Raw genomic sequence first — 22,822 nt, 5'->3', positions numbered from 1 at the left:
AAATTAAATACATTTATTTTTTGTTTGCCAAATCTTAAAATTTATTTAGACGATAAGATCCATGTATAACTATCACATCGAGTGAGAGTATTCAAAATTTTTGAGGAAGAAAATGGCTGAAATTCAAAATGAAATGTTGCAATTAGGTGTTTATGCACTAGTTGTTAGGGGACAAGGTGATGATCTCTTAATGGGAACTAATGTGAATAATTATATCAAAGTAGAAGGATTAGAACACTTGTTACACTTCTTCATTTCAGACCTCGATAAATTTTTTTCCCACATTTATGATCATGATATTGCGGGTTATTTGAACTCCCTTGAAGAAAAATTTCATGTGGATTTATCCACTCTGCAAGAAAATATGGAGTTAAATATTCGAGGGATGGAAGATACTGATAGCGATGATGTTATGATTTATTATTTGGTGATTACAAAAACCTTAGAACAATTAAGACAAAAAATTTTTGAAACTCGTGGATGGAATTGGATCCAAGAATTTTATAAAGAGAAGGCAGGGAAAACTCCTACAAAAGAAATATTGAATGAAATTAATCGAATCGATTCCAAGGTTGATAAAAGTATTTCATTATTATATAATCTGATTTTTATTTATTATTTGGCTGAAATCTACTCTAAGAAAAAAATTCAAGTTTTGTGTAAGGATTTAATAAAAACTTCAATTATGCAGCTATCCTCAATCATTCAGAAATAAAAAAAAAATTTTAACTCTTTTATCCTTTTGCAATAATTACTATTACAATGCCGATCGCAATCAAAACTGCAAGCATTCCCCAAGATTTCGCCATACCTACTTTGCGTTCTCTTAAAAAACATGTTGCGCAATATAAATGGTGATGAGTTGTGTAGGAATGTTTTGAACATATTGGTTTTTGGCATTTGTGACATATCAGATTCGTCACTTTTTTGCAATTATAACATTTTACCGAATCCATATAGATTTCAATATTATACAACGAAAAAACTCATAAGAAATTTATCTTTTTTTCATTTTGTTGCTATTGTGGACTATTTTTCTAAAATAATATTTTGTTTTGATCATTGAAATATGGAAAATGAAACATTTTTTGCGGAAAATAAAAATCGTTTTTCTTTTAGAAGCTTTTGATCAGTTAATCGAGCTTTTTTAGAGCTAAAAGTATTCGAAAACAGTCTTCTGAGCAAATTGGTGGTTTGTAACCATAAATATATCATCATTTTTTAATTTTTTCAGTCAAATAAAAATAAAGCTTTAAAACAATCGACCATGATCCTACACTAACCACAAAAAATCTGTTGAAATGTTTGGTTTGAAAAATTAAAACCTTACTTTTGTGGATTTTATTGTGAACATTACCAAATTGTTTGAAATAACGATTTGAAATGGTGTAAATAAAAATGATCTTTGCAGTAACAGGTGTCTGGACCATTTGGTTGGTCCTCGTCGCAGCAATTGCCGCTTTTGTCGCGGCATTCTTGCTTAAAAAAAAAGTGGATACCGCAGATGCTGGAAACGAAGAAATGGTTAAGGTTCAAGGATATATTCGAGATGGAGCTGGAGCCTTTATCAAGCGCCAATATACTACCCTTGCAGTATTTGTATTAGGGTTGGCAATTGCACTTGGTATTCTTTACGGTGTATCTGGTTCACTTGATTTCCACTGGAGTTTAATGGTTCTTTCATATCTCCTGGGTTCCTTTGCTTCTGGATGGGCTGGATGGTTAGGAATGAAAGTTGGTGTCGATGCTAACGCTAAAACCGCTCAAGCAGCGACCAAAGGATTAACTCCTGCCTTTGATGTTTCCTTCTTTGGAGGAGCAGTTATGGGATTAATTTGTTCCGCTTCTGCATTAGGTGGAGTATTCATATTATATTTCTTTGCTGAAGATCCTTTGATTATTTTAGGATTTTCCTTCGGAGCTTCAACCATTGCTCTTTTTGCTAAAGCCGGTGGTGGTATCTTTACCAAAACCGCCGATGTTGCCGCCGATTTAGTCGGTAAAATCGAATATTCCTTACCGGAAGATGATCCCCGCAATCCTGCCGCCGTGGCAGATAATGTTGGGGACAACGTTGGAGATATCGCCGGAATGGGTGCAGATCTCTTTGATTCTTACGTTGCTTCTTTAATTGCCGCTATGTTATTAGCTTACTCCGTTTTCCGAAATATGGAAATTGTTGATGCTCAAGTGTTTACTACTTATCCAATTATTATTAGTGCCGCTGGATTATTTGCTTCTATCATTGGAATTATCATAATTTCAAAGATGCAAAAAGAAAGTCCTGGAAAAGCGCTTAATTCTGGTACATGGATTGCTACTGGTTTATTCATAGTAATTGCACTTATGTTTACCCTATTAACCTTCACAACTCCTGGAATTACTGATGAAATGAAAAATCGTTTATGGCTAAATTGGGGTTCTGCTTCAATTGGTGTTGTTGCTGGATTAGTTATTGGATTAACCACCGACTATTATACCGATGATTCCAAACATCCTACCCAAGCCGTAGCCGAATCTTCCCAACAAGGCCATGCCTTGAATATCTTAACCGGATTCTCTTACGGTTTATTGAGCGTCGCCCCTCCAACCCTTGGAATTGTCGTTGCTATGGCTATTTCCTTCACCTTAGATGGTGTTTGGGGAGTTGCCAGTGCTTCCGTTGGAATGCTTGCTATTGTTGGAACAATCGTGTCTAATGATGCTTATGGTCCAATTGTGGACAATGCTCGAGGTATTGCAGAACAAGGTGGCTTGGAAGAAGATGTTATCGCCCTCTGTGATAAATTAGATTCAGCCGGAAATACCGCAAAAGCAATTACCAAAGGATTTTCCATTGGCGCTGCTGCACTTACAGTACTCGCACTCCTTTACTCTTTCATGGTCGAAGCTGAAGAAGCTACCGTTGATATTGTAATGGAATTGAATTTGTTAGATGTTGATGTAATGATTGGAGCACTCCTTGGAGTTATGGTTCCATGTGTCTACTCCGCAGTCTTGATCTTTGCAGTGGATAAGAATGCCCAAGTTATGGTCAAAGAGATTCGAACCCAATTTGAAGAACATCCTGGTATTTTGGAAGGCACCGAAGCAGCCGATTTTGAACGATGTATCGATATTGCAACCAAAGGCTCCCTTAAAGCATTAATTGTGCCATCCTTATTATCTGTTGGAGCACCTATTGTTGTTGGAATTATTTTCGGAATTCGTTCCTTAGGAGCTTTCTTGGCAGGAACTATCCTCATCGGTTTCATCTTTGGATTACTTTTATCCAACGCAGGTGGAACATGGGACAATGCCAAGAAATACATTGAAGATGGTAACTTAGGTGGTAAAGGCACATTGGCTCACGCCGCTGCCGTGACCGGAGATACTGTCGGAGATCCGTTCAAGGATACCGCCGGACCGGCCATCAATACCTTAATTTGTGTAATGTCTTTAACAGCAAGTATATTCTTACCATTATTTGTTGCTGTTGGAGGCGGTGCCGGGTTAATTCAATTATAAAATTAACTCGAATATCTTAGTGGATTATCCACACTTTTTTTTTATTCTTTCAATTCTACTTTTTTATAATCAATACTGTGATAAACGATTTTTTAGTCCTCTTGAGAATATCCCAATTTTTATGTTTTTATAGAATAAAATATTGAAGTACATTATCTATATTTCTAAAAATCATAAAAATGAATTCCTATGACTACGATAAAAGTAACAGTCGAAAAAATTCATGGATATTGTAATTTACCAATGTTAATTGGTGATTATTTTCATGTTATTGATTCAAAGATTATTGTTCCCGATGGGAAACATATTTGCTTGTGGGCATTACAAAGTATGATGCCTGTATTTCCAATTTTAGCTATAAAAGATAAACTTGATGACAAACATTGGGTAAAAAAAACTCAACAGTTTTCTTGCCCTGATCCTGATGGATTAGTTCAATATCGGATTGAAGTAGAAGAAATTTAAAATTTGAAGGTGTTAAGATGATAAAAATTGATCTTAGTAAATGTACAGGTTGCCGACAATGTGAAACTACATGTGCTTTTTTACGCTCAGGAAAAAGCAGCAGAAATCTTAGCCGAATTAAAATTATGAGCTCATATTCCACTGGGATTGATGGACCAATCGTATGTCAACAATGCCAAGAACGATTCTGTATCAAATCCTGTGCATTCAATGCACTCACGGTTGGATCAATGGGTCAAATTATCATAAGTCCAACAATTTGCACTCGATGTGGGGCCTGCGAAAAAAGCTGTCCTATCGGTGCAATAGAAGTTTTTGAAAGAATTTATTATGTTTGTGATTTATGTGGTGGTAATCCACAATGTGTAGATGTTTGTACTGAACAAGCCATTCAATTTGCACCAAATTGTATCGAAACGGTAAGTTTATCAAATTTTAAAGAGAATTCAAAAGGAATGAATGTTTCTGAAAGACGTTTTCTATATATAGCCACCAAAGGAAATGAGATAAGAAAGAAATGGGGGGAAAAACATGCTTAAATTTGGATATGGTGGAAAGATTTTACGAATTAATTTGACTGAACGGAGATTTAAAATTGAAGAACTTGATAAAAAATGGATTCGAGATGTGATTGGTGGAAGAGCGGCTAATACCAAACGCTTGTTTGAAGAATTAGATCCTGATTGTGATCCTTTGTCACCCGAAAATCTATTGATATTTGGAGTTGGACCTTTAACGGGTTCAATTCTTCCATCCTCAAGTTATGTAATTGTAACTGCAAAATCTCCGATGACTGGGATTCTCGGTGATTCTGCAGCAGGAGGCCAGTTTGGAGCGGAAATGAAATTGACTGGTTTTGATCAAATCATAATAACCGGGAAGAGTTCTGCTCTTCTTTATCTTAATATTTCTAATAAGGGTGTTGAATTTATCGAGTGCCCTGAATTAAAACATCATACTATTGTGGATACTACCTATTCAATTAGAAAATCTCAAAAAGATTATTCAATTCAAGTTGCAGCCATTGGACCTGCTGGAGAAAATCAAGTCCTTTATTCAACAATTGTTTCTAGTGGAAATCGGGTGAATGGCCGAACAGGGATGGGTGCTGTGATGGGATCAAAAAATATTAAGGCTATTGCAGTAAAAGGCAGCGGTATTTTAGATTATGCTGATTCGCTTGCATTTTATGATGAAGTGAAATCAATGAAGAAGTTAATTCGAAATCATGGAGAGTATCAAAAAAGGTATAATCTGGGTACTACCATGCTGATGAGTGACTTGAATGGGGTAGGAATTTTACCAACAAAGCATTTTCAAGATGGGATTTGTGATTATCTGGATGAAATATCGGGAGAAAAACTAGCACAGAAATATAAAGTAAAAAATAAGGCTTGTTTTAATTGTAACTTACATTGCTCGCGATATTATGTGTGTAATGAATTTGAAGCAGAAGGTCCAGAATATGAAACGCTATGTAGCTTTACTTCAAAGATTGGAAATAATAATCTTGCATTTGCTTTAGAAATGAATACTTACCTAAATCAAATGGGTTTAGATTCTGTTTCCACTTCTGAAGTTATTGCTTGGATTATGGAATGTCAAGAAAAGAAATTAATTCTACCTAGTGACATTGATGATATAACTCTCGACTGGGGAGATATTGATAGCGTTCGTAATATTATCGAGCTTATCACTTTTCGGAAAGGAATTGGAGATAAACTTGCAATGGGAGCTTACAAATTCTCAAAACAATTTTCAGAAGAAGCGCAAAAATTAGTTTTACAAGTAAAAGGGTTGGATATCATCAACGGCGATCCACGGGGTATCAAAGCTTATGGACTTACTTATGCTATTGCATCACGTGGTGGGGATCATTTACGGGCAGAACCATTTTTTGAATTAACCAATCGTGAAGACGAATCTTTGAAACGATTTGGGACAATTGAAGCAGCTCATAGACTTTCAGAAGAAGGAAAAGCAGCATTGGTCTATTATTCTGAAAAAATCGCTCTTTTAACAGATTCTTTGACAATGTGTAAAAATATTGGGTTATGTATGGATGTGTTGACGTTTGAGACTACTTCAAAATTATTGAATTTTTGTACTGGAATTAAATATACTCCTCAACATCTTGAAGAAATTATGACTAAATCCGTAGATTTGCAACATACTCTTAATACTAAGTTTGGATTGAGTCGTAAGGATGACACCCTGCCTGAACGTTTTATTAAGGAAACTTTACCTCGAGGCCCGACCAAGAATTCTACAGTTGATATTGATCAAATGGTTGATAAATATTATTCTTTGCACCATTGGAAATAATTTTTTTTTCTTTGAGTTTTGATACAGATTCAAAAATGTAAATTCTTTTAGAAATACAAGTCTTTTGATTTCTAATTAATCAATGTTCATTATATTGAAAAACTTCCATTATTTGAATTGGATTTTTAAAAATTGTAAAAAAAAAGACAAAAAAAATCAAAAGAAATGAATTTTTTATTATGCTATTAATGTACCTAATTGAATTAAGCCTTCTCCACTGTTTATACCCACAAATAATCGAAGGAACATACTAGCGGTAAGGGACATCACACAAATTAAGGTATTAATTGCCGGTCCGGCGGTATCCTTGAACGGATCTCCGACAGTATCTCCGGTCACGGCAGCGGCGTGAGCCAATGTGCCTTTACCACCTAAGTTACCATCTTCAATGTATTTCTTGGCATTGTCCCATGTTCCACCTGCGTTGGATAAGAGTAATCCAAAGATGAATCCGATGAGGATAGTTCCTGCCAAGAAAGCTCCTAAAGCACGTACTCCGAATAAAACTCCTACAACAATTGGTGCAACAACTGATAATAATGAAGGAACAACCAATGCTTTTAGGGAACCTACAGTTGCAATATCGATACATTTTTCAAAATCGGCTGCTTCGGTACCTTCCAAAATACCTGGATGTTCTTCAAATTGGCGTCGAATTTCTTTGACCATAACTTGGGCATTCTTATCCACTGCAAAGATTAAAACGGCCGAATAGATACACGGAATCATAACTCCTAATAAAAGTCCAATCATAACATCAACAGAAAGAACATCGAGTCCTGTCACAAAATCAGTATCTACTAAAAGAAGTTTTGCCTCTTCCATGAAAGAATATAATAAGGCTAATACGGTTAAAGCAGCGGCCCCAATGGAAAATCCTTTGGTAACTGCTTTTGCGGTATTTCCCGCGGAATCCAATTTATCACACAAGGCAATAACATCTTCTTCAAGCCCACCTTGTTCGGCAATACCACGGGCATTGTCTACAATAGGACCATAAGCATCATTTGCAACGATCGTTCCTACAATTGCAAGCATACCTGTGGATGCGCTAGCAACACCAATAACTCCATCTAATGCATATGAAATTCCCATTACGACCACAATTCCAAGTGTTGGAGGTGCGACACTCATTAACCCATAGGAAAATCCGGTTAAGATATTCAAGGCATGGCCTTGTTGGGAAGATTCGGCTACGGCTTGGGTAGGATGTTTGGAATCATCGGTATAATAGTCGGTGGTTAATCCAATAATAATTCCTGCGATAACTCCAAAAGCTGCGGCTCCATAATTTAACCATAATTTATCTGACATATTTTCAAATCGTCCACTTCCACTTGTATCGATTCCGCTAGATGTGGTAAGGAGGAAAGTAAATAATGCTCCAATGCCTATGAATAATGCTGCTGCAAGATATGTGCCACTATTAAGTGCCTTTCCAGGGCTAGTTTTCTTCATTTTAGAGATTACATAAATGCCTACGATGGATGCAAATAGTCCTGCTGCGCTAATAACTAAAGGAAAAGATGCTAAAATATCTGCGTTAGCTAAATCAAAAAGACCTGTATAAGATACGCTATAACCTAACAACATCGCTCCAATTATGGAAGCCACATATGAATCAAAGAGATCTGCACCCATTCCGGCGATATCTCCAACGTTGTCCCCAACATTATCTGCCACGGCGGCAGGATTGCGGGGATCATCTTCCGGTAAGGAATATTCGATTTTACCGACTAAATCGGCGGCAACATCGGCGGTTTTGGTAAAGATACCACCACCGGCTTTAGCAAAAAGTGCAATGGTTGAAGCTCCGAAGGAAAATCCTAAAATTACTATCGGTTCTCCAATAATATAATAAAGTAACCAAACTCCACCTAATGCAGCAGAAGTGACAATAAGACCCATAACTGCCCCTCCAAAGAAGGAAACATCGAAGGCGGGAGTTAATCCTTTGGTCGCTGCTTGAGCAGTTTTGGCATTAGCATCAACACCAACTTTCATTCCTAACCACCCAGCCCAAGCTGAAGCAGAGGATCCTACAATGAACGATAATACCATTACCCACCACTTAACATTTGTACCTTCAGTTTCGATAGGATAAATATAGTATATAATTCCGACTACAATCGCTAATCCACCAACGAAAATTGCTAAGGTTTTATACTGACGCCTTACAAAAGCGTTAGCACCATCTCGAATATACCCTTGAACCTTAACCATTTCTTCATTACCTGGATCAGCTGTGCTAACTTTCTTTTTTAAAAGAAATGCTACTACAAGTGAAACGATAGCAGAAAGTAACACAAGCCATAAAGACCATACATTAACAAACATTTTTACAACCTTTTTCTACAAAATAAATCGAATTTTAATTGGCAATTCTATCACATTTTTTTAAAAAAATAGACTAAGTCGCCAACTATGTACTTGTTTATGTAGAATCTATAATAAGGCTTTTTTTTCCGAAAAAATTTGAAAATGAAGGGATTTTTAAAATGTTATTACAAAAAGTCATCTTTTTTTTAATCGCTACAATATATTTCTTAGTTTTTAAAAACCAATTAAATTGGATGATAATTGGCGAGAAAAGATCCATTTTTGTATATTATACATAGAAAACATTGATAAAATGTGGTAGTTCTTTAATTTGAACTTCAAAAAATACGCCAAAGTTCTTGGAAAGAACAAAAAATTCCAGAAAATTGGTTATTCCATTCCTAAAGACCATCATCTATCAATATTTTGAGTGTATCCTTTATAAAATTCAAAACTTGGAAAAAATAAATCAACATCTTTAAATATTTCAACTCTATGAAGTGTTTGGGGAGGATTTGTTTGAAACTACATGGATTTGAATTGTTCATATTTGCAACCCTTGGTGTTGTTATCGGATTTGTATTTATTCCTCAATTTGCCATTCTGTGCGGTATCATTTTATTTTATCTTATAATAGATGCCTTGGTCGATAAAATTCATCAAAATAGTTTGCAATTGAAGAAGAAGTCAATAATCCCTCGATACCATCCAGATTATAATTTTTTCAGCTAAGATATTTTATTTTTTCAATAAGCATTTTCGATGGGAGGTTTGTAGGATATGGGCGGTTCCGATAAAAATTCCTATGAATATTAAAGTTGGAAATCCTGTAATCCCTTTTCGTGGTTCAGGGGGTTCGATAATCGAGGTTGTATATAGTATGAGTCGTTCGGTATGAATTACTGGTTTTCGGGCGCCTGTATCTTCAATTGTTTGCTCTGACCACATTGCGGAATATTCCTTCAATAAATTTGCTCGATTATATTCCATTTCAACATTTACCTCTAATTCATATCGGCGAGTGATGGAAATGATTGAGTATTCATTTTTTGCGAATTCAACTTTCCAAGCAATTTGGGCTGTGTAATTCGTACCAGTAATAGACAACGTGTTAGTTTCGATAAATCGATTGTCGGAAAAATATTCTGCCCGTTCTTGTCCAAATTGGCTTTGTTCAAAAGTATCATTCTGGAGAAGATGATGTAAAACCGTAATATCTTTCGGCATCAAATATTTTAAATTATAAATGGAGGTACTTGATTTATCCACGGTTTTTTTGTAAGTCTGAGTTAAAGTCCAATTCTCCAGTTGATCCCCTAAACAATTCTCAATTGTGGATGAATTCGTAAATTCTGAAATCGAAAATACGACTTTTTCCGTCGAGTTTTGGATTTCTGTGAATAAAATTTTACGATACCCAGTTTCAAAGGTCTCGTAGGATGTTTCTAATCCATTTTCATAATAATAAATGATATAATCTCCCCCACCTGCAGAAAACTCTAAATCAGTTTCTAAAGGTGGAATTGAGTTTCCAATTTTAAAAGTGCTCAAGATTGAAAAATACACAAGTATTCCGAGAATGAATAGGTGTTTTTTATTATGAATCTTCTTAAAAACCATTTTTACGTGAAACCACCAAAACTTGATTTTATTTTATATTTTTTATATTAGATTGCCTGAAGATATTTCTTATTCTTCTTAAAATTAGCCCTATGGCTCATAGAACAAGATTCTTATTTATAATTATATTTTGCAAAAAGCCTTCATGAAGTTTCTAAAAGCTTTCGTATAGAAGAACTTAATAAAAAAAATTGCGATCTCAAATGGATCCTGAATCGAATTATTCGTCAGTGCAACCTTTTTCGTCAAGATAATCGCGAACAGAATAGGATGCAGTAACAGCTTGTCCACAAGCAGTAATTACTTGCTTTTCCCGAATATCTGTGACATCTCCCGCTGCAAATAATCCTGAAATATTGGTCTGGGCGTATTTATCTACAATAATCTCACCCCGATCATTAAGTTTTGCACCTAACTCTTTTGCAAGATCGCTTTGAGGAATTGCTCCAATTTCAATAAAAACCGCATCGGTTGGAAAAATGGTTCCGTCTTGAAATTCAACCGATTCCACTTTATCGGTACCATTTATTTTAGTGATGATCGTATTATTAATTATCTCAATTTTTTCATCTGCATGACATCGAGCAGTATTGATGGGTTCTGATCTGATTTTATCCCTTCGATACACAATATTCACCTTTCGTCCAAATCTAGACAGAAAGAGGGCTTCTACCGCTGCACTATCCGAGCCTCCAACGACGATAATATCCTTGTCACGGAAAAATGGACCATCACAAGTTCCACAATAGGATACTCCCCTTCCATGAAATTCATCTTCTCCCGGGACATTCATCTTTCGATGTTTTGTGCCTGTAGCAATTATCACTGAGCAAGCGTGATATTGTTCTCCCCCTGACACCGTCACTGTAAATTCATCAATATTATCTTTTTCAATTTTAGATACTGTTTCGTAGACAAAGGGGATTTTGAAGTGTTCGTAATGCTTTTGAAATGATTCCATAAGATCATAACCCGAAGTTTCGGGAAATCCGGGGTAATTTTCAAGTAGATATGTCCGTGCGATTGCTCCTCCATATTCTTGACCAATCATTATAGTTTTCAAATCAAATCGATGACAGTAAATCGCGGCCGATACTGCGGCAGGACCACCTCCAACAATCAAAACTTGGAAGCAATTATCTTTACTTAAGTCACATGTTAGGGTCATGTTTCGTTTCCTCTGGGTTACTAAAGATCTCCATTCTTTTAAAGGTTGTGCATTAATTAATCACATATATTACAAATTTTCTTCTAAAAAATTTGGAGTTGTTATATTTGATATAGTGGTTTTCCTTCTTAAAGATTCAAATTAACTTATTATTCATTGTGGCATTAATCCAAGTATAATGTCCTTGAGTGATAAAATTCGCCGTCTTAAAACCGAAAAAGGGGTCACCATACTGGCTCACTATTATCAACCTTTGGAAGTTCAAAAAATAGCCGATGTTATGGGCGATTCTTTGGGTCTAGCCAAAGTTGCGAAAAATGAGATTAATACTCCCTATATCCTGTTTGCTGCTGTTAAGTTCATGGCAGAAACAGCCTCAATTCTTAATCAAGATAAAGTCGTTCTTTCTCCGGAGTTAAGGGCAGGTTGTCCTCTTTCTAACTTTATTAATCCTTCTGTAATTTTAGAGTATAAAAGCCAATATCCTAAAGCACCATTAATCGTTTATGTCAATACTACGGCCCAAACTAAGGCTGCTGCGGATGTATGTTGCACCTCATCCAATGCATTGACCATTGTTAAAAATGTGGCCAAAGATTGGAAAACCGACAATATCTTATTTGGACCAGATAAAAACCTCGCTGCATGGGTGAAGCAAGAATCAGGATTGAATGTCATTCCCGTTCCTCCCAATGGGAATTGTTTGGTTCATAATCAATTTTCTATTGATCATGTTCATGAAGCCCGAGCCGCTCATCCAGGGGCTCATTTACTTTGCCATCCTGAATCTCCCATTGAAGTCCTAAGACAAGCCGATTATGTTGGTTCGACTTCTGGAATGATTCAGTATGTGGAAACTCATGATATTCCTGCAGGATTCATTTTGGGGACTGAAATTGGTCTTAGTGATCATCTACAAGATAAATATCCTTCTAAAAAACTATTTCCTCTTTCATCGGATGCTGTTTGCCGAAATATGAAGAAAATCACTCTTGAGAAAATCCTTCTCGTTTTAGAATCTATCGGGACCCCCCAAGAATCTCAATTTGAAGTGCGAGTTCCAGCAGAAATCGCCGAAAAAGCGGTTAAAAGTATTGATACCATGATGCGCTATAGCTAACAATCCTATACAATATCTTGTTTTCTAGGTTTTTCTCCTTTTTTCTATTCATTCATTCTTTCAAATTTTCCTTTCAAGTCTTTTGAGAGCCCTAAAAAATTTAAGGTAGCAATTCATATTTTAACTGATCAATGGTGCCCCTAAGTCAGTCCTATGAATATTTATTGGTGTTTCATAATGAAAATTTCCATGTGATTTTTCTTCAATCCGCCCCAAATCTTGAATTTGATGCAAATCTTGTCGAAGAAATCCGCCAAACCATTGCTCGAAAGCAAATTATCATTCCCCAAAAAGAAGGACAAATTGGGCATGCCCAAATTTCAAATAAATATTTGATCATGCGGGCTGGGAAGTACTCTTTAGAAGTTTTAGTTATTGGAGTGAGTCCTACGCGCCCTGTGATGGATGCTCTTAAAAACTTTGGTGTACGGTTTGAAGCTAGATGGGGTCATGAGTTGGAAACTTTGTATTCCGATTTTAAAGGGGACATTTCCATATTTTTGCATGACTCTGATACACGACCAAATGTGCAAGTGTTGTTTCAAGATATTTTTCAATGATTTCCATCAATAAAAGATTTCCCTTAAATAATCGAACTCTTTAATGGGGAACCTTTTTTAATTTCACAGACTACATTTTTTATGCTTTCAAATGAGTCTTTTGCAAATTAAATTTTCCAAACGATTTAATCCGTTTGACTTACAGTGTATTTTTTGTTGCTGTGATTCAAAGTATTATCTTAGGAACAATTATTTTAAAGAAAAAACGGATAAATCATCCTTTTGATGTGAATCCTCCAATTTTTAAATTCAAAATATCTCATTTGATATAGGGCTTCTCTTGAATTTTTCTCTTCCCTTTTTCAATTAAATACCAAAAATCGGTAATCTGAAACCTCCATTTTGAGCAAAAAAATATAAATTTAATCAAAAATGTACCAGTTTTGAAAAATGGTTGGAGTAAAAATTTTCATCCCGAAACAAATTAATCATACTCGCACTGAATTTAAGGCTAAAACTAAAAAGGAAAAAGTAAAAGGGATAAGGGACAAAAAAGAGGGACAAAGTTGGGGCGATTCACTTGGTCCTGCTTATTCATTTTTAAGATTTTACATCACGAAAGGGATCTATCGCATGTTTCTCTATACTCCCTTGCACTTTTTTAATAGCATAGGTCATTTTATTGGTCATTTTATCTTAGGTACTTCAAGAAAAGTAAAAAGAAGAACAAAAGCGGGTCTTCGAGCACTTCATCCAAATTATTCTGAAAAATCAATCCGAAAATTATGTGATGCAAGTTCCAAATATATGGGTTCCTTAATGATGGATATTTTCTTCAATTTTCCCTTAATCGTTCACAGGAATGGAAGAAAAAATATATCCTTAAAACATTTTGAGCGTTTTGAAGCTGCGATTGCTCAAGGAAAAGGGGTTATTATTACTACCCCGCATGTGGGTCAATTTTTTCATGCAAATTTCGGATTAGTTTGCCATCCTAATCATTATAAAGTGTCAACTATCGGGAGCATCAAGAATATTCCCATGTATGAATACAACAATCGAGAACGGTACGATAATTTCTATATTTATGGGAGCACATCTTTTTCCTTCCTTGCTCCCCATTTAACCCGAGATTTGAAAAATAATCATTCCATTGTTGTTTACCATGATTATGCCTCTTCTTCCCAGCTTCGAACCCCTTGTCTCCATGGTAAGCTACCTTATCTAATTCACACTCCTCAAAGTTTTATTTCTCTTCATAAAAAAACAGGGGCTGTCATTTTACCTGCTATATGTCATCCAAATGGGCCTATTGGTCGCACGACTCTTGAGTTTTTAGATAATACTGCAATAATGCAAGCTTCTAATGACTATATGGATAAACCCGATAAAGAATTTCATGGTCATGTTTCCACCGAAATCAATAAGGTTGTTTATAATCAAGTGCGGCGATACACTCACATTTGGGAAGAAATCATGAAATTTACCGAACGCCGAGTGGCAGACAAAATTAATTTCCCTCCAAATCATACCATGAAACAATTTCTCGAAGATGTTTTGCAAAAAATGCATTCTATTCTGGATAAAAGTTTTGAACCCGATCGAAAAGATGCTCAATTGCATGCTGTGATTGATGAAATTGCCCCAAAAATAGTGGTGAGCCTTCAAAATCCTGATCGGATTCTCCGACCTCATAAAACCTTTATTGATCTTTCTCTTATGGATGGTGTTTCTGAATTATTGAAATTATGTTCCGCTTCCCGAAAAGAATTAGTCGCTAAAGAAGAGAGGGTTGCGGGGAGTTTATTTTTAACTTTATCTGAAAAGTTGAGCAAATTTATTCTCAATTAACTTTTTTTCATTCCCTTTTTAGCAAAGAACTCATTGCTAAACTTTACCAATTTTTTTGTTTCTAATGGTAGATTCAGTCGACTTTCTCAAGTTTATTTATTAATGTCAATATAATGTACACATCCTTACTAAATGAAATTTGAATATGTATCCCAAAAGTCGCTTATCGTCATTAAATAGAAGAAAAAGATAGTTCCGAGAGTGCGCTTCGAACGCACGTATTCCTATGAAACTGGATCTTAAGTCCAGCGCCGATAGTCTTAGGTCTGACCCATAATCTAATATAGGAATTTACCAGTACACCAAAATTGACCAGGCTTGGCTATCTCGGATGTGTTGAACCATTGCATCCTCGACTCCACCAACACAAAGTGAAGAAGATTATGATCAGTAGTGAGAGAAACCATAAAAAACTTTCGGATAAGAAGTAAAGTTTTTAACCGAACCTCTAAAGTGGTGCAAACTGTGAAGAGTCGAACCGAAAATATACGATATTTTTGTCGAGGAAGAAATAATATATAGGAAACAAGGGTCGAGATTTTGGAAGATAGGTTATTTTATTTTAGAAATAATTAAAGAGAAAAAGTTGAGTTTTTTTATTTTGGATTTAAACTCTTGGATTTTTCCTAAAGAAGGATATAACAACAAAATAAATTGAAGAAATTTAAAATTTGAAGCAATACTTAAAATGACAAGGGTAAAATAAATTGAACCAATTTGATAGCAATAATATAGAAGAACCATATAATCAAGCTGCGAATTTCTTGATTATCATTACCACATTTCTCACAACCGCCGTGTATCTCTTGATACTCTTTATTTTAAATTGGACCTTTTCCCAAGAACCACCTCAAGAAAACAGAAATGAAGTGTGGGTCTATGCAAATATGAATTTACTTGTATATATTTCAATTGGCCTTAGTATAGGAATTCTGCTGTTAAGCCACGGTTATTTATTTAAAAAATTTCACCAAAAATACAGGAAGGAGGATCCTTACCGAAATCATTTCACTTATCTCCTCATTTTGTTCCTGAATTTAGGAATCAATAGTTTTGGATTGGCATTAAATGTGTTTTCCTTAACTAAAGATAATAAATTGAATTGGCCATATTTGATTGGTTTCATTGGAGTAGGATGGTGCAATTTAATATATATTTATCAAAAACATACTCCTGCTATTTATCGGAAATTTTCTTTCAAATCTCCATCGAATCAAGAATTTTCAAAACAAGTTGAGTAAAGATAGAAAATTCGCAGATCGATGATTGGGTTTTTATTTCACTTTAAAGGGGGATAGATTTCACAGTCAATTGTGTGGCACGGAATTTAATTAGTCATTTCAACATATTTTTTTCATATTTATGTTTAATCAAAAATTAGGCATGTATCACTTAATTCTCACGTTTTATAGGGTTTTTTTTAACTTCACAATTAAAATTTAAGCTAAATTTTTAAATAGACTCCCTATCAACTAAATCTAAGGTGGACAAAAATGAGGTCGATAAATAAAAATGGTTGATTATAAATTCTCAATTCTGAAGGATGCCCCCCATCAAGAAATTCTATTAGGAAATGATGCTTTTGTTCGGGGAATGATTGAAGCGGGTGTTAAAGTGGCAACAGCATATCCTGGATCTCCTACAAGTGAAATGGGGGTTCGATTATCACAAATACAAGATGAAAGTGATATTTATTTTGAATTTTCGACAAATGAGAAAGTCGCTTTAGAAATAGCTGCAACGGCTTCAATTGGCGGAGCCCCATCGTGCATGTTCATGAAAAGTGTGGGATTGAATGTTGCATCCGATTCTTTTGTTCAATTAAGTAAATATACTTTACCGGGAGGATTGGTGATAATTTTAGGGGATGATCCAGGTCCCCATTCATCTCAAAATGAACAAGACAATCGTCACTATGCAAAGTTGGGAAAAATTCCTATGTTGGAACCCTCTAATGCGCAAGAAGCAAAAGATTTCTTCTGTTTTGCCATGAAATATTCTCAAGAATGGAGAATGCCTGTTGTAATCCGTTCTACGACTCGAATTTGTCATCAGACTGGTGTAGTAAAGTTTGGACCCAAACATGTAAGTGAAATCCCAAGAAAATTTGATCCAAATCTTGAAGGTGGCTATATTCCATTGCCTGCTACTTTAGCTCCTCTAAGAAGAAAAGCATTAGAAAATTTAGAAAAATGGAAAACTTTGGCAAACTCTGGAGAACTTTTAACTGAAGAAATCTATGGGGATGAATCTCCTCAAATTGGAATTATTACCAGTGGTCATGCTTATGCTGCTCTTAAAAGCGCTCTTCGACTGTTAGGTGTAAGTGTTGCAATTCTAAAAATTGGGATTGTTTACCCTTTGCCGATTGAAAAAATACTTGCCTTCATAAAAAAGTATAAAAAAATCAAGATACTTGAAGAATTAGATCCAATTTTCGAATCGGCTATAAAAATTGCTCTTTTTGACAATCAAATATCCAATGTGGAAATTATTGGCAAAATGAAAGAAAAGAATTTTATAGATCTAATGATTTCAGAATATTCCCCCAGTCGTTTGGTTCAAATGCTGGCCGATATTCTAGGCATAGATAATCCTTCCCAAATATATACGCCAACTTTGGATGTTCCTAAAAGACCTCCTCAGCTATGCCCAGGGTGCGGACATCGAACATCATTTCATGTCGCGACTAAAATAATGAAAAAACTGAAGGGATATTCTATGGCTGATATTGGATGCTATACTTTAGGTTATCTCCCCCCCTATGAACAAGGAAAAGTACTTTATAGTATGGGCTCTGGAGTGCCCTCTGCATCTGGGATGTCTTTAGCACTTAAAGATGTTCCAATTATGTCGTTCCTCGGTGATTCAACCTTCTTCCACGCAGGTATGCCTGGGATTGTGAATACAATATTCAATAAGCACATGCAAGTGTTGATGATCATGGATAATGGAATTACTGCGATGACTGGGCATCAACCAAATCCAAACACTGGGAAAAAGTCACGGGGAGCGAAGTTATCTCATAAATATGCTGATGCAAAAACCATTAGTATGGATGATACTTTATCTGCATGGGGGGTGAAATTTATTAAGCGAGTGCCGGCTTATAATGAGGAGTTGCTTGAAAATGCCCTTGTTGATGCTTTTAATTTTGCTAAAACTGAAAAGACTCTTGCGGTGGTTATTCAAGAAGAACCTTGTGCCTTAATGAGGAGCACGGCCGAGAGAAAAGCGGGGACTTTAGCAAATCCATACTATATCGATCATGATATTTGTAGAAATATAAAGAAATGCTTGCTTGAATTTGCCTGTCCAGCTATAGAAGAAATTAATGGTCAAGCAGAAATAAATACTTCATTATGCATTGGATGTGGGTGCTGTGTTCAAACTTGTCCGATGAAAGAGAAACCGATAAAACAAATGGAGGATTTTACTCGAATTTAAGGTGAGAGATATGAATAAACAATTAAAAGTACACATTACTGGTATGGGGGGTCAAGGCATTGGGGCGACCTCACGAATAATTGCACGGGCTGCTCAATTAGCTGGACTCACCGTGATGACAATGGAAACTCATGGCTTAGCTCAACGAGGGGGGGTTGTTGTGTCTGATTTAGCAATTGGTTTTGATCCTACAGAATCACCCATTTGTTCCGATGGGGAAGCAGACGTACTTATTGCTTTGGAAGCATTGGAATCCGTAAGATCCCTACCACGGTTAAAGAAGGATGGAGTTGTCGTTGTCAATTCGACTATTTTTCAACCTTTAACTGTGAGGATATCAAATGGAAAAGTCAAATCTCCTTCCATCTCAGAATTAACTCAAGAGTTGAAAAATTGGACAAAAAATGTTGTTCTTGTAGATGCCTTTAAAGATAGTACTGAATTGGGATTAAGTCAATCAATGAATGTCATTTTATTAGGTGCTCTCGCAAGAAATTCCAACATGCCATTTTCTGAAGATCATCTTAAGGAATCTATCAAATTGAATATTCCCTCAAAATATCATGAAGTCAATTTGAAAGCCTTTGAGAAAGGGATGAAATATCAAACAATGTAGTCATCCTTCCAAAGTGGAAATATAAATTCTCATGCTGTAAAAAGCAAAAGTAAAAAAAAGTAGTAAAACTTCCTTAATGCAATTTATCTTTTTTGTTTTTTCTGTATATCTTAAAAAGAATGAATAGACTAGATAAACCAAGGATTTGGGATTTAAATCCGGGAATATTCGAGAAACTTGAAGATTCATTCCCCTCTGATTTACTACTGGTCGAATTTGTTGGTTCTTCTGTCGTTTCAGTAGTAGTTGTTGTTGATGTAGAAGTTGTTTCAGTTACATTTGTTGAGAGAACGAATACTGAAATGGTGATTATTAGAATGTTGCCACTGTAATCTTCGATTGAGATGTTAATATCAAATGATCCAACATTCCAAGTTGAACTATTGCGAATAAAACCAGTTTCATTTATTGAAATATGGCTTGAATCATTGGTACTTATGCTCGCAATACCCCCAGAATCACTGAAATTTAAATTAATATTAATTGGAGTTCCTACAAAGATTGTAATATTGTTTATTGGATCATTCCACTCTGGAGGGGTGGAATCTTCTTCTAACTGTTCAAATATCTCAACCGTTGTGTTTGCAGTGAAGGATCTCAGCTCTTTGGTCAAGAAAGTCATTTTAAATGTATAATTTCCAGGATTTTCAAACCACTGAGAAATATTATATTGAATAAATCCAGCATTTACATAGCTTCCCATATCGAGGACCGAATGAGTATCAATATAAGAGAATTCATATCTCCAGGGAGTATAGTTCGAAAAATGAGGTGTGTACTCTAAAATCTGAATTTGTCCTAAGTTAAACTGAATGTTTGAATTATGAGTTATTTCAAAGTAAGTGGAATATTCTTCTGCTAAAACTTCGTAATAGAAATAGTATGAAAATACCTGATCTTCCCCTGTATCAAAAATTAATATAAGTTCATAATTATCAGGAGTGTCAAAAATATTTCCAATATCTAACACAAACGGCACCCCATCATAATAATCACCGCTGTAAATTAATTGATGCTGTGGGTCATTTCCTTCAACCATTTGTCCTGCAAAAAGTTCCCAACCTTGAGCAGAATATCCTGCAAAATATGGAATCCATTCCATTTGAGAAGGTTGATTTATGAGAATTTGATTTTCAACTTCATGTGGATTGGTATAAAAATACTGTCCAGAAGGACGTTCTTGCACATCTACGGAGATCGAAGAGTTGAACAAGTGATTTGTAGTATAAAAACACAAATTAATGTAATAAAATCCATCAATCGTAAAGTTAGGTGCGATATTTTGACTTATTAATGTTGCATTTGAGAAGGTTCCATTTAATATTCGACTTCCATTTAATTGGTGGTGGATTTCCCATCTTAGGGGGGTTTCTCCTGCGAAATAAGGTGTAAAATTTAATAAATATTCATTCCCAATCCGAAAGGAAATTTCGAAAGGATGGTCTATCCAAAAATATTGCGGATTAAGGATTGTTCCAACCATTTCTGAAGGTGATGGCTGTTCAATTGATGTATTATTACGGGATCTTTGTTCTTTAATAGGTCCAAAATTTATGGAATATATTACTATAAATAGAATTATCAAAGGTACTAGTTTTTTCAACGTTTTACGTGTCATATATAAAATATGATAATCATGCACTATAAAAAAAATTTAGTAATCATTTCGGAAATGACAATCACTCTCAATTTTAGCAGTTTATCTCTAACTAAGATATTTTTAGATATACATATACCGAAAATCTTAAAAGTTGGAAGATTAATTCTAAAGATTTCTTAATTTTTCTTCAAAATTGGATCAATTTAGATCAAAAAAAAACAATATTATGTGAAGGGAATTGCATTTTATGATGTTAAAGTAGATTCAAAAGCTCCTATTCAACTTGAATGATTTTTAAGAAATTGGAAAAAATGGATCGAGATTATTTTCAGTAAAACAAATCTATACACGGGATAGATCTTGATATAGTTTTGGAATCAATTTTTTATATTTGTTGTTTTCAATGTTTCCTAAAATATTCGCTGCAATTTTATTCAAAATGCCTCTATATTTTGCCACACTTTCATCTCGACGTAATAATAAGGCAACAACATAGTTTTCTACTTCGACATATTTTTCCCCCAAGCCGGAAAAGAACGAAACAACTTTATTATTTTTTAATGTCAGGGAACTGAAACCCGGTGTTAAAGATGAATATCTGTGTGCCGAATAAACTTGAGTTAAAAGATTGTTGGTAACCTTTAAGTTTTCAGGGTAGCTTGCGATTAAAACTGGTCCTATTTCATTATCCCAGCGTAATACTAAAATTCCTTGAGGCATTTTTTTTTTTACTCCACTTAGTATATTGCGATTCAATAATTCTATAATGATAACTCAGCTCTACTAACTTTTAAGATTTTGTAAATAATTGGTTCAAATATCATGAAAAACTTGATATGATCATGATAAAGAGTTAAATTGGAAAAAGATTGATTCTCGAAAAAAAAGTTTACAAAAAAACTCAAATTAATAAAAAAAAAATTCCCTAATTAGCAAGTTTATGTTTAAGAGTAATCTTTTCACCCACCTTTTCAAAAAGATCCACTTTCATAAACTTCTCAATATATTTTTGCACCGTAATACTTGGAACACCTAAGGCATTCTTTAATAAACCCGGATCCATTGCACCAACATCTCTTACTAATAAATAAGTCCGGAATAGAGGTTCTTCTTCGAATAATTGCATTAATCCTTCCATATTTTTTGCAATTCCTTCATTTTTCTTCTTAAATGCGATTAAATCAGCGTTTGTTTTATCTTGATTTTCAGATTTTTCCAACATTTCTTGGTATTTTGTTGAGATTTCATTGTTTTTTGCCATTAATTCGTCTAAATGGGCTTTGATTTCGATCACACGTTTATCTGCGCTTTGGCTGTTTTGGGTGAGTTCCTGAATTTTAAGATTTTTATCTAATAATTGAGATTCAAGCTCATTAATTTTTCGAGTAAATTCTGATTTTGCGGTAAATAACTCGTTTTTTAATTCCGCTTCGATTTTACTCTTAAAATCTGCAGATACGATATCTTTTTCTCGAAGATTATCTTTAATTGAATTAATTTCTTTCTGTAAAGCTTCGTTAGTTGATTTTTCTTGGACAATCGAAGTATTCGCTTCCTGAAGCTCTCGACTCAAAATAGTGATCTTAACATCTTTTTGAGCTAAATCACTTTTCAATGATGCTAATTGCTCATACGTGTCTTGAACTGATCCTTGAGCTTTATCAACTTGTACACTATATTGTTCTTGCATTTTCTTGGTGCGTTCTTCGAATTCTGCTTCCATTTTAGAAATTCGGCTTTGATACTGATCTTCAGTATCCATGAATTGTTTCAATCTCGCTTGTACCCGTTGGGCAAATTCCATTTCCATTTTTTCTAAATTTTGGTTTGTAGCCTCGTTGGCCATTTGGAGTTCATCAATTTCTTTTTGCTTCATATTGATAAGTCCATTTTGTTCAATTAATTTCGCTTTTAATTCTCCAACTTGTGCGATGTACGTATCAAGATTGCGCGATAATGGTTCTATCTGGACTTTGGTTGTTTTTAATTCAGCATCCTTTTCAGCAATAGTTCCATAAGCCATTTGTAATTGTTGATCTTTATGATTATTTTCAGCCCTCATCTCTCCAACCATTCGTTTTAATTCTTCGATATCTGCAGGCAAATCATACATATTATTTATTCGTCCTTGCAATTCTTGAATCAATTTCTGTTGTTCCGCCATCTCTGTTTTTTGCTTAATAATTAACTGTTTAAGGCGATCTATTTGAGCTTGTTTTTGAGCTACTGCCATTTCTTCTTGTCCAATAGAAGAAATAATGTTTTCTAAATCTTTATCTCCCAT

Annotated in this window: 19 protein-coding genes; 12 read left to right on the top strand and 7 right to left on the bottom strand. The window is 34.9% G+C overall.

Features of this window, described 5'->3' with window-relative positions; genetic code table 11:
- Window positions 1-112 precede the first annotated feature (112 nt).
- The gene (locus NEF87_RS03750) at window positions 113-715 is read left to right on the top strand and encodes a hypothetical protein (protein ID WP_457918704.1); all 603 of its coding nucleotides are present in this window, start codon (window positions 113-115) and stop codon (window positions 713-715) included.
- 19 nt (window positions 716-734) lie between these two features.
- On the opposite strand, the gene NEF87_RS03745 is transcribed toward NEF87_RS03750, so the two are convergent.
- Window positions 735-956 (bottom strand): hypothetical protein, encoded by a 222-nt coding sequence (locus NEF87_RS03745; protein WP_457918703.1) that lies wholly within the window; start codon window positions 954-956, stop codon window positions 735-737.
- A gap of 442 nt (window positions 957-1,398) precedes the next feature.
- Between NEF87_RS03745 and NEF87_RS03740 the strand changes: the two genes are divergently transcribed.
- The 4 genes from NEF87_RS03740 to NEF87_RS03725 all read left to right on the top strand — a co-directional run bounded on the left by NEF87_RS03740 (window position 1,399) and on the right by NEF87_RS03725 (window position 6,297).
- On the top strand, window positions 1,399-3,507 hold the full coding sequence (locus tag NEF87_RS03740) for a sodium-translocating pyrophosphatase (RefSeq protein ID WP_457918702.1): 2,109 nt from the start codon (window positions 1,399-1,401) through the stop codon (window positions 3,505-3,507).
- 189 nt (window positions 3,508-3,696) lie between these two features.
- Window positions 3,697-3,972 (top strand): TIGR04076 family protein, encoded by a 276-nt coding sequence (locus NEF87_RS03735; protein WP_457918701.1) that lies wholly within the window; start codon window positions 3,697-3,699, stop codon window positions 3,970-3,972.
- A 17-nt stretch (window positions 3,973-3,989) separates the two neighbouring features.
- A complete protein-coding gene (locus tag NEF87_RS03730; RefSeq protein WP_457918700.1) occupies window positions 3,990-4,511 on the top strand; it encodes a 4Fe-4S dicluster domain-containing protein in 522 nt (173 codons plus the stop codon).
- Entirely contained in the window at window positions 4,504-6,297 is a 1,794-nt protein-coding gene (locus tag NEF87_RS03725) for an aldehyde ferredoxin oxidoreductase family protein (RefSeq protein WP_457918699.1), read from the top strand. The genes NEF87_RS03730 and NEF87_RS03725 overlap by 8 nt, the downstream gene beginning before the upstream one ends.
- Before the next feature lie 177 nt (window positions 6,298-6,474).
- On the opposite strand, the gene NEF87_RS03720 is transcribed toward NEF87_RS03725, so the two are convergent.
- On the bottom strand, window positions 6,475-8,634 hold the full coding sequence (locus NEF87_RS03720; protein ID WP_457918698.1) for a sodium-translocating pyrophosphatase: 2,160 nt from the start codon (window positions 8,632-8,634) through the stop codon (window positions 6,475-6,477).
- A 501-nt stretch (window positions 8,635-9,135) separates the two neighbouring features.
- Here NEF87_RS03720 and NEF87_RS03715 point away from each other — a divergent pair.
- Window positions 9,136-9,348, top strand: coding sequence for a hypothetical protein (locus NEF87_RS03715; protein WP_457918697.1), 213 nt, complete (start codon window positions 9,136-9,138; stop codon window positions 9,346-9,348).
- A gap of 6 nt (window positions 9,349-9,354) precedes the next feature.
- Here the strand turns inward: NEF87_RS03715 and NEF87_RS03710 are convergent, their stop codons facing one another.
- On the bottom strand, window positions 9,355-10,236 hold the full coding sequence (locus NEF87_RS03710; protein WP_457918696.1) for a hypothetical protein: 882 nt from the start codon (window positions 10,234-10,236) through the stop codon (window positions 9,355-9,357).
- A gap of 220 nt (window positions 10,237-10,456) precedes the next feature.
- On the bottom strand, window positions 10,457-11,404 hold the full coding sequence (locus NEF87_RS03705) for an NAD(P)/FAD-dependent oxidoreductase (protein WP_457918695.1): 948 nt from the start codon (window positions 11,402-11,404) through the stop codon (window positions 10,457-10,459).
- A 178-nt stretch (window positions 11,405-11,582) separates the two neighbouring features.
- Here NEF87_RS03705 and nadA point away from each other — a divergent pair, with 178 nt between their 5' ends.
- The 6 genes from nadA to NEF87_RS03675 all read left to right on the top strand — a co-directional run bounded on the left by nadA (window position 11,583) and on the right by NEF87_RS03675 (window position 18,938).
- Window positions 11,583-12,524: a quinolinate synthase NadA gene (nadA, locus tag NEF87_RS03700; protein WP_457918694.1), complete on the top strand. Its 942-nt coding sequence runs from the start codon at window positions 11,583-11,585 to the stop codon at window positions 12,522-12,524.
- Between the two features lie 131 nt (window positions 12,525-12,655).
- Complete coding sequence (locus NEF87_RS03695) at window positions 12,656-13,084, top strand: hypothetical protein (RefSeq protein ID WP_371805047.1); 429 nt, start codon at window positions 12,656-12,658, stop codon at window positions 13,082-13,084.
- 390 nt (window positions 13,085-13,474) lie between these two features.
- The gene (locus NEF87_RS03690; protein ID WP_457918693.1) at window positions 13,475-14,875 is read left to right on the top strand and encodes an LpxL/LpxP family acyltransferase; all 1,401 of its coding nucleotides are present in this window, start codon (window positions 13,475-13,477) and stop codon (window positions 14,873-14,875) included.
- Window positions 14,876-15,582: 707 nt separating this feature from the next.
- Window positions 15,583-16,116, top strand: a complete 534-nt coding sequence (locus tag NEF87_RS03685) for a hypothetical protein (RefSeq protein WP_371805045.1) — start codon at window positions 15,583-15,585, stop codon at window positions 16,114-16,116.
- 271 nt (window positions 16,117-16,387) lie between these two features.
- Window positions 16,388-18,322, top strand: a complete 1,935-nt coding sequence (locus NEF87_RS03680; protein ID WP_371805044.1) for a thiamine pyrophosphate-dependent enzyme — start codon at window positions 16,388-16,390, stop codon at window positions 18,320-18,322.
- 10 nt (window positions 18,323-18,332) lie between these two features.
- Complete coding sequence (locus NEF87_RS03675; protein ID WP_457918692.1) at window positions 18,333-18,938, top strand: indolepyruvate oxidoreductase subunit beta; 606 nt, start codon at window positions 18,333-18,335, stop codon at window positions 18,936-18,938.
- A gap of 73 nt (window positions 18,939-19,011) precedes the next feature.
- On the opposite strand, the gene NEF87_RS03670 is transcribed toward NEF87_RS03675, so the two are convergent.
- The 3 genes from NEF87_RS03670 to NEF87_RS03660 all read right to left on the bottom strand — a co-directional run bounded on the left by NEF87_RS03670 (window position 19,012) and on the right by NEF87_RS03660 (window position 22,822).
- The gene (locus NEF87_RS03670) at window positions 19,012-20,556 is read right to left on the bottom strand and encodes a hypothetical protein (protein WP_457918691.1); all 1,545 of its coding nucleotides are present in this window, start codon (window positions 20,554-20,556) and stop codon (window positions 19,012-19,014) included.
- 324 nt (window positions 20,557-20,880) lie between these two features.
- The gene (locus NEF87_RS03665) at window positions 20,881-21,258 is read right to left on the bottom strand and encodes a hypothetical protein (RefSeq protein WP_371805041.1); all 378 of its coding nucleotides are present in this window, start codon (window positions 21,256-21,258) and stop codon (window positions 20,881-20,883) included.
- Between the two features lie 205 nt (window positions 21,259-21,463).
- Window positions 21,464-22,822 (bottom strand): coiled-coil domain-containing protein, encoded by a 1,359-nt coding sequence (locus NEF87_RS03660; RefSeq protein ID WP_371805040.1) that lies wholly within the window; start codon window positions 22,820-22,822, stop codon window positions 21,464-21,466.

This window comes from Candidatus Lokiarchaeum ossiferum (genome assembly GCA_025839675.1).
GTDB lineage: Archaea > Asgardarchaeota > Lokiarchaeia > Sigyniarchaeales > Promethearchaeaceae > Lokiarchaeum > Lokiarchaeum ossiferum.
The sequence above is the reverse complement of the archived record's forward strand: the minus strand, read 5'-3'. Positions and strand labels throughout refer to the sequence as shown.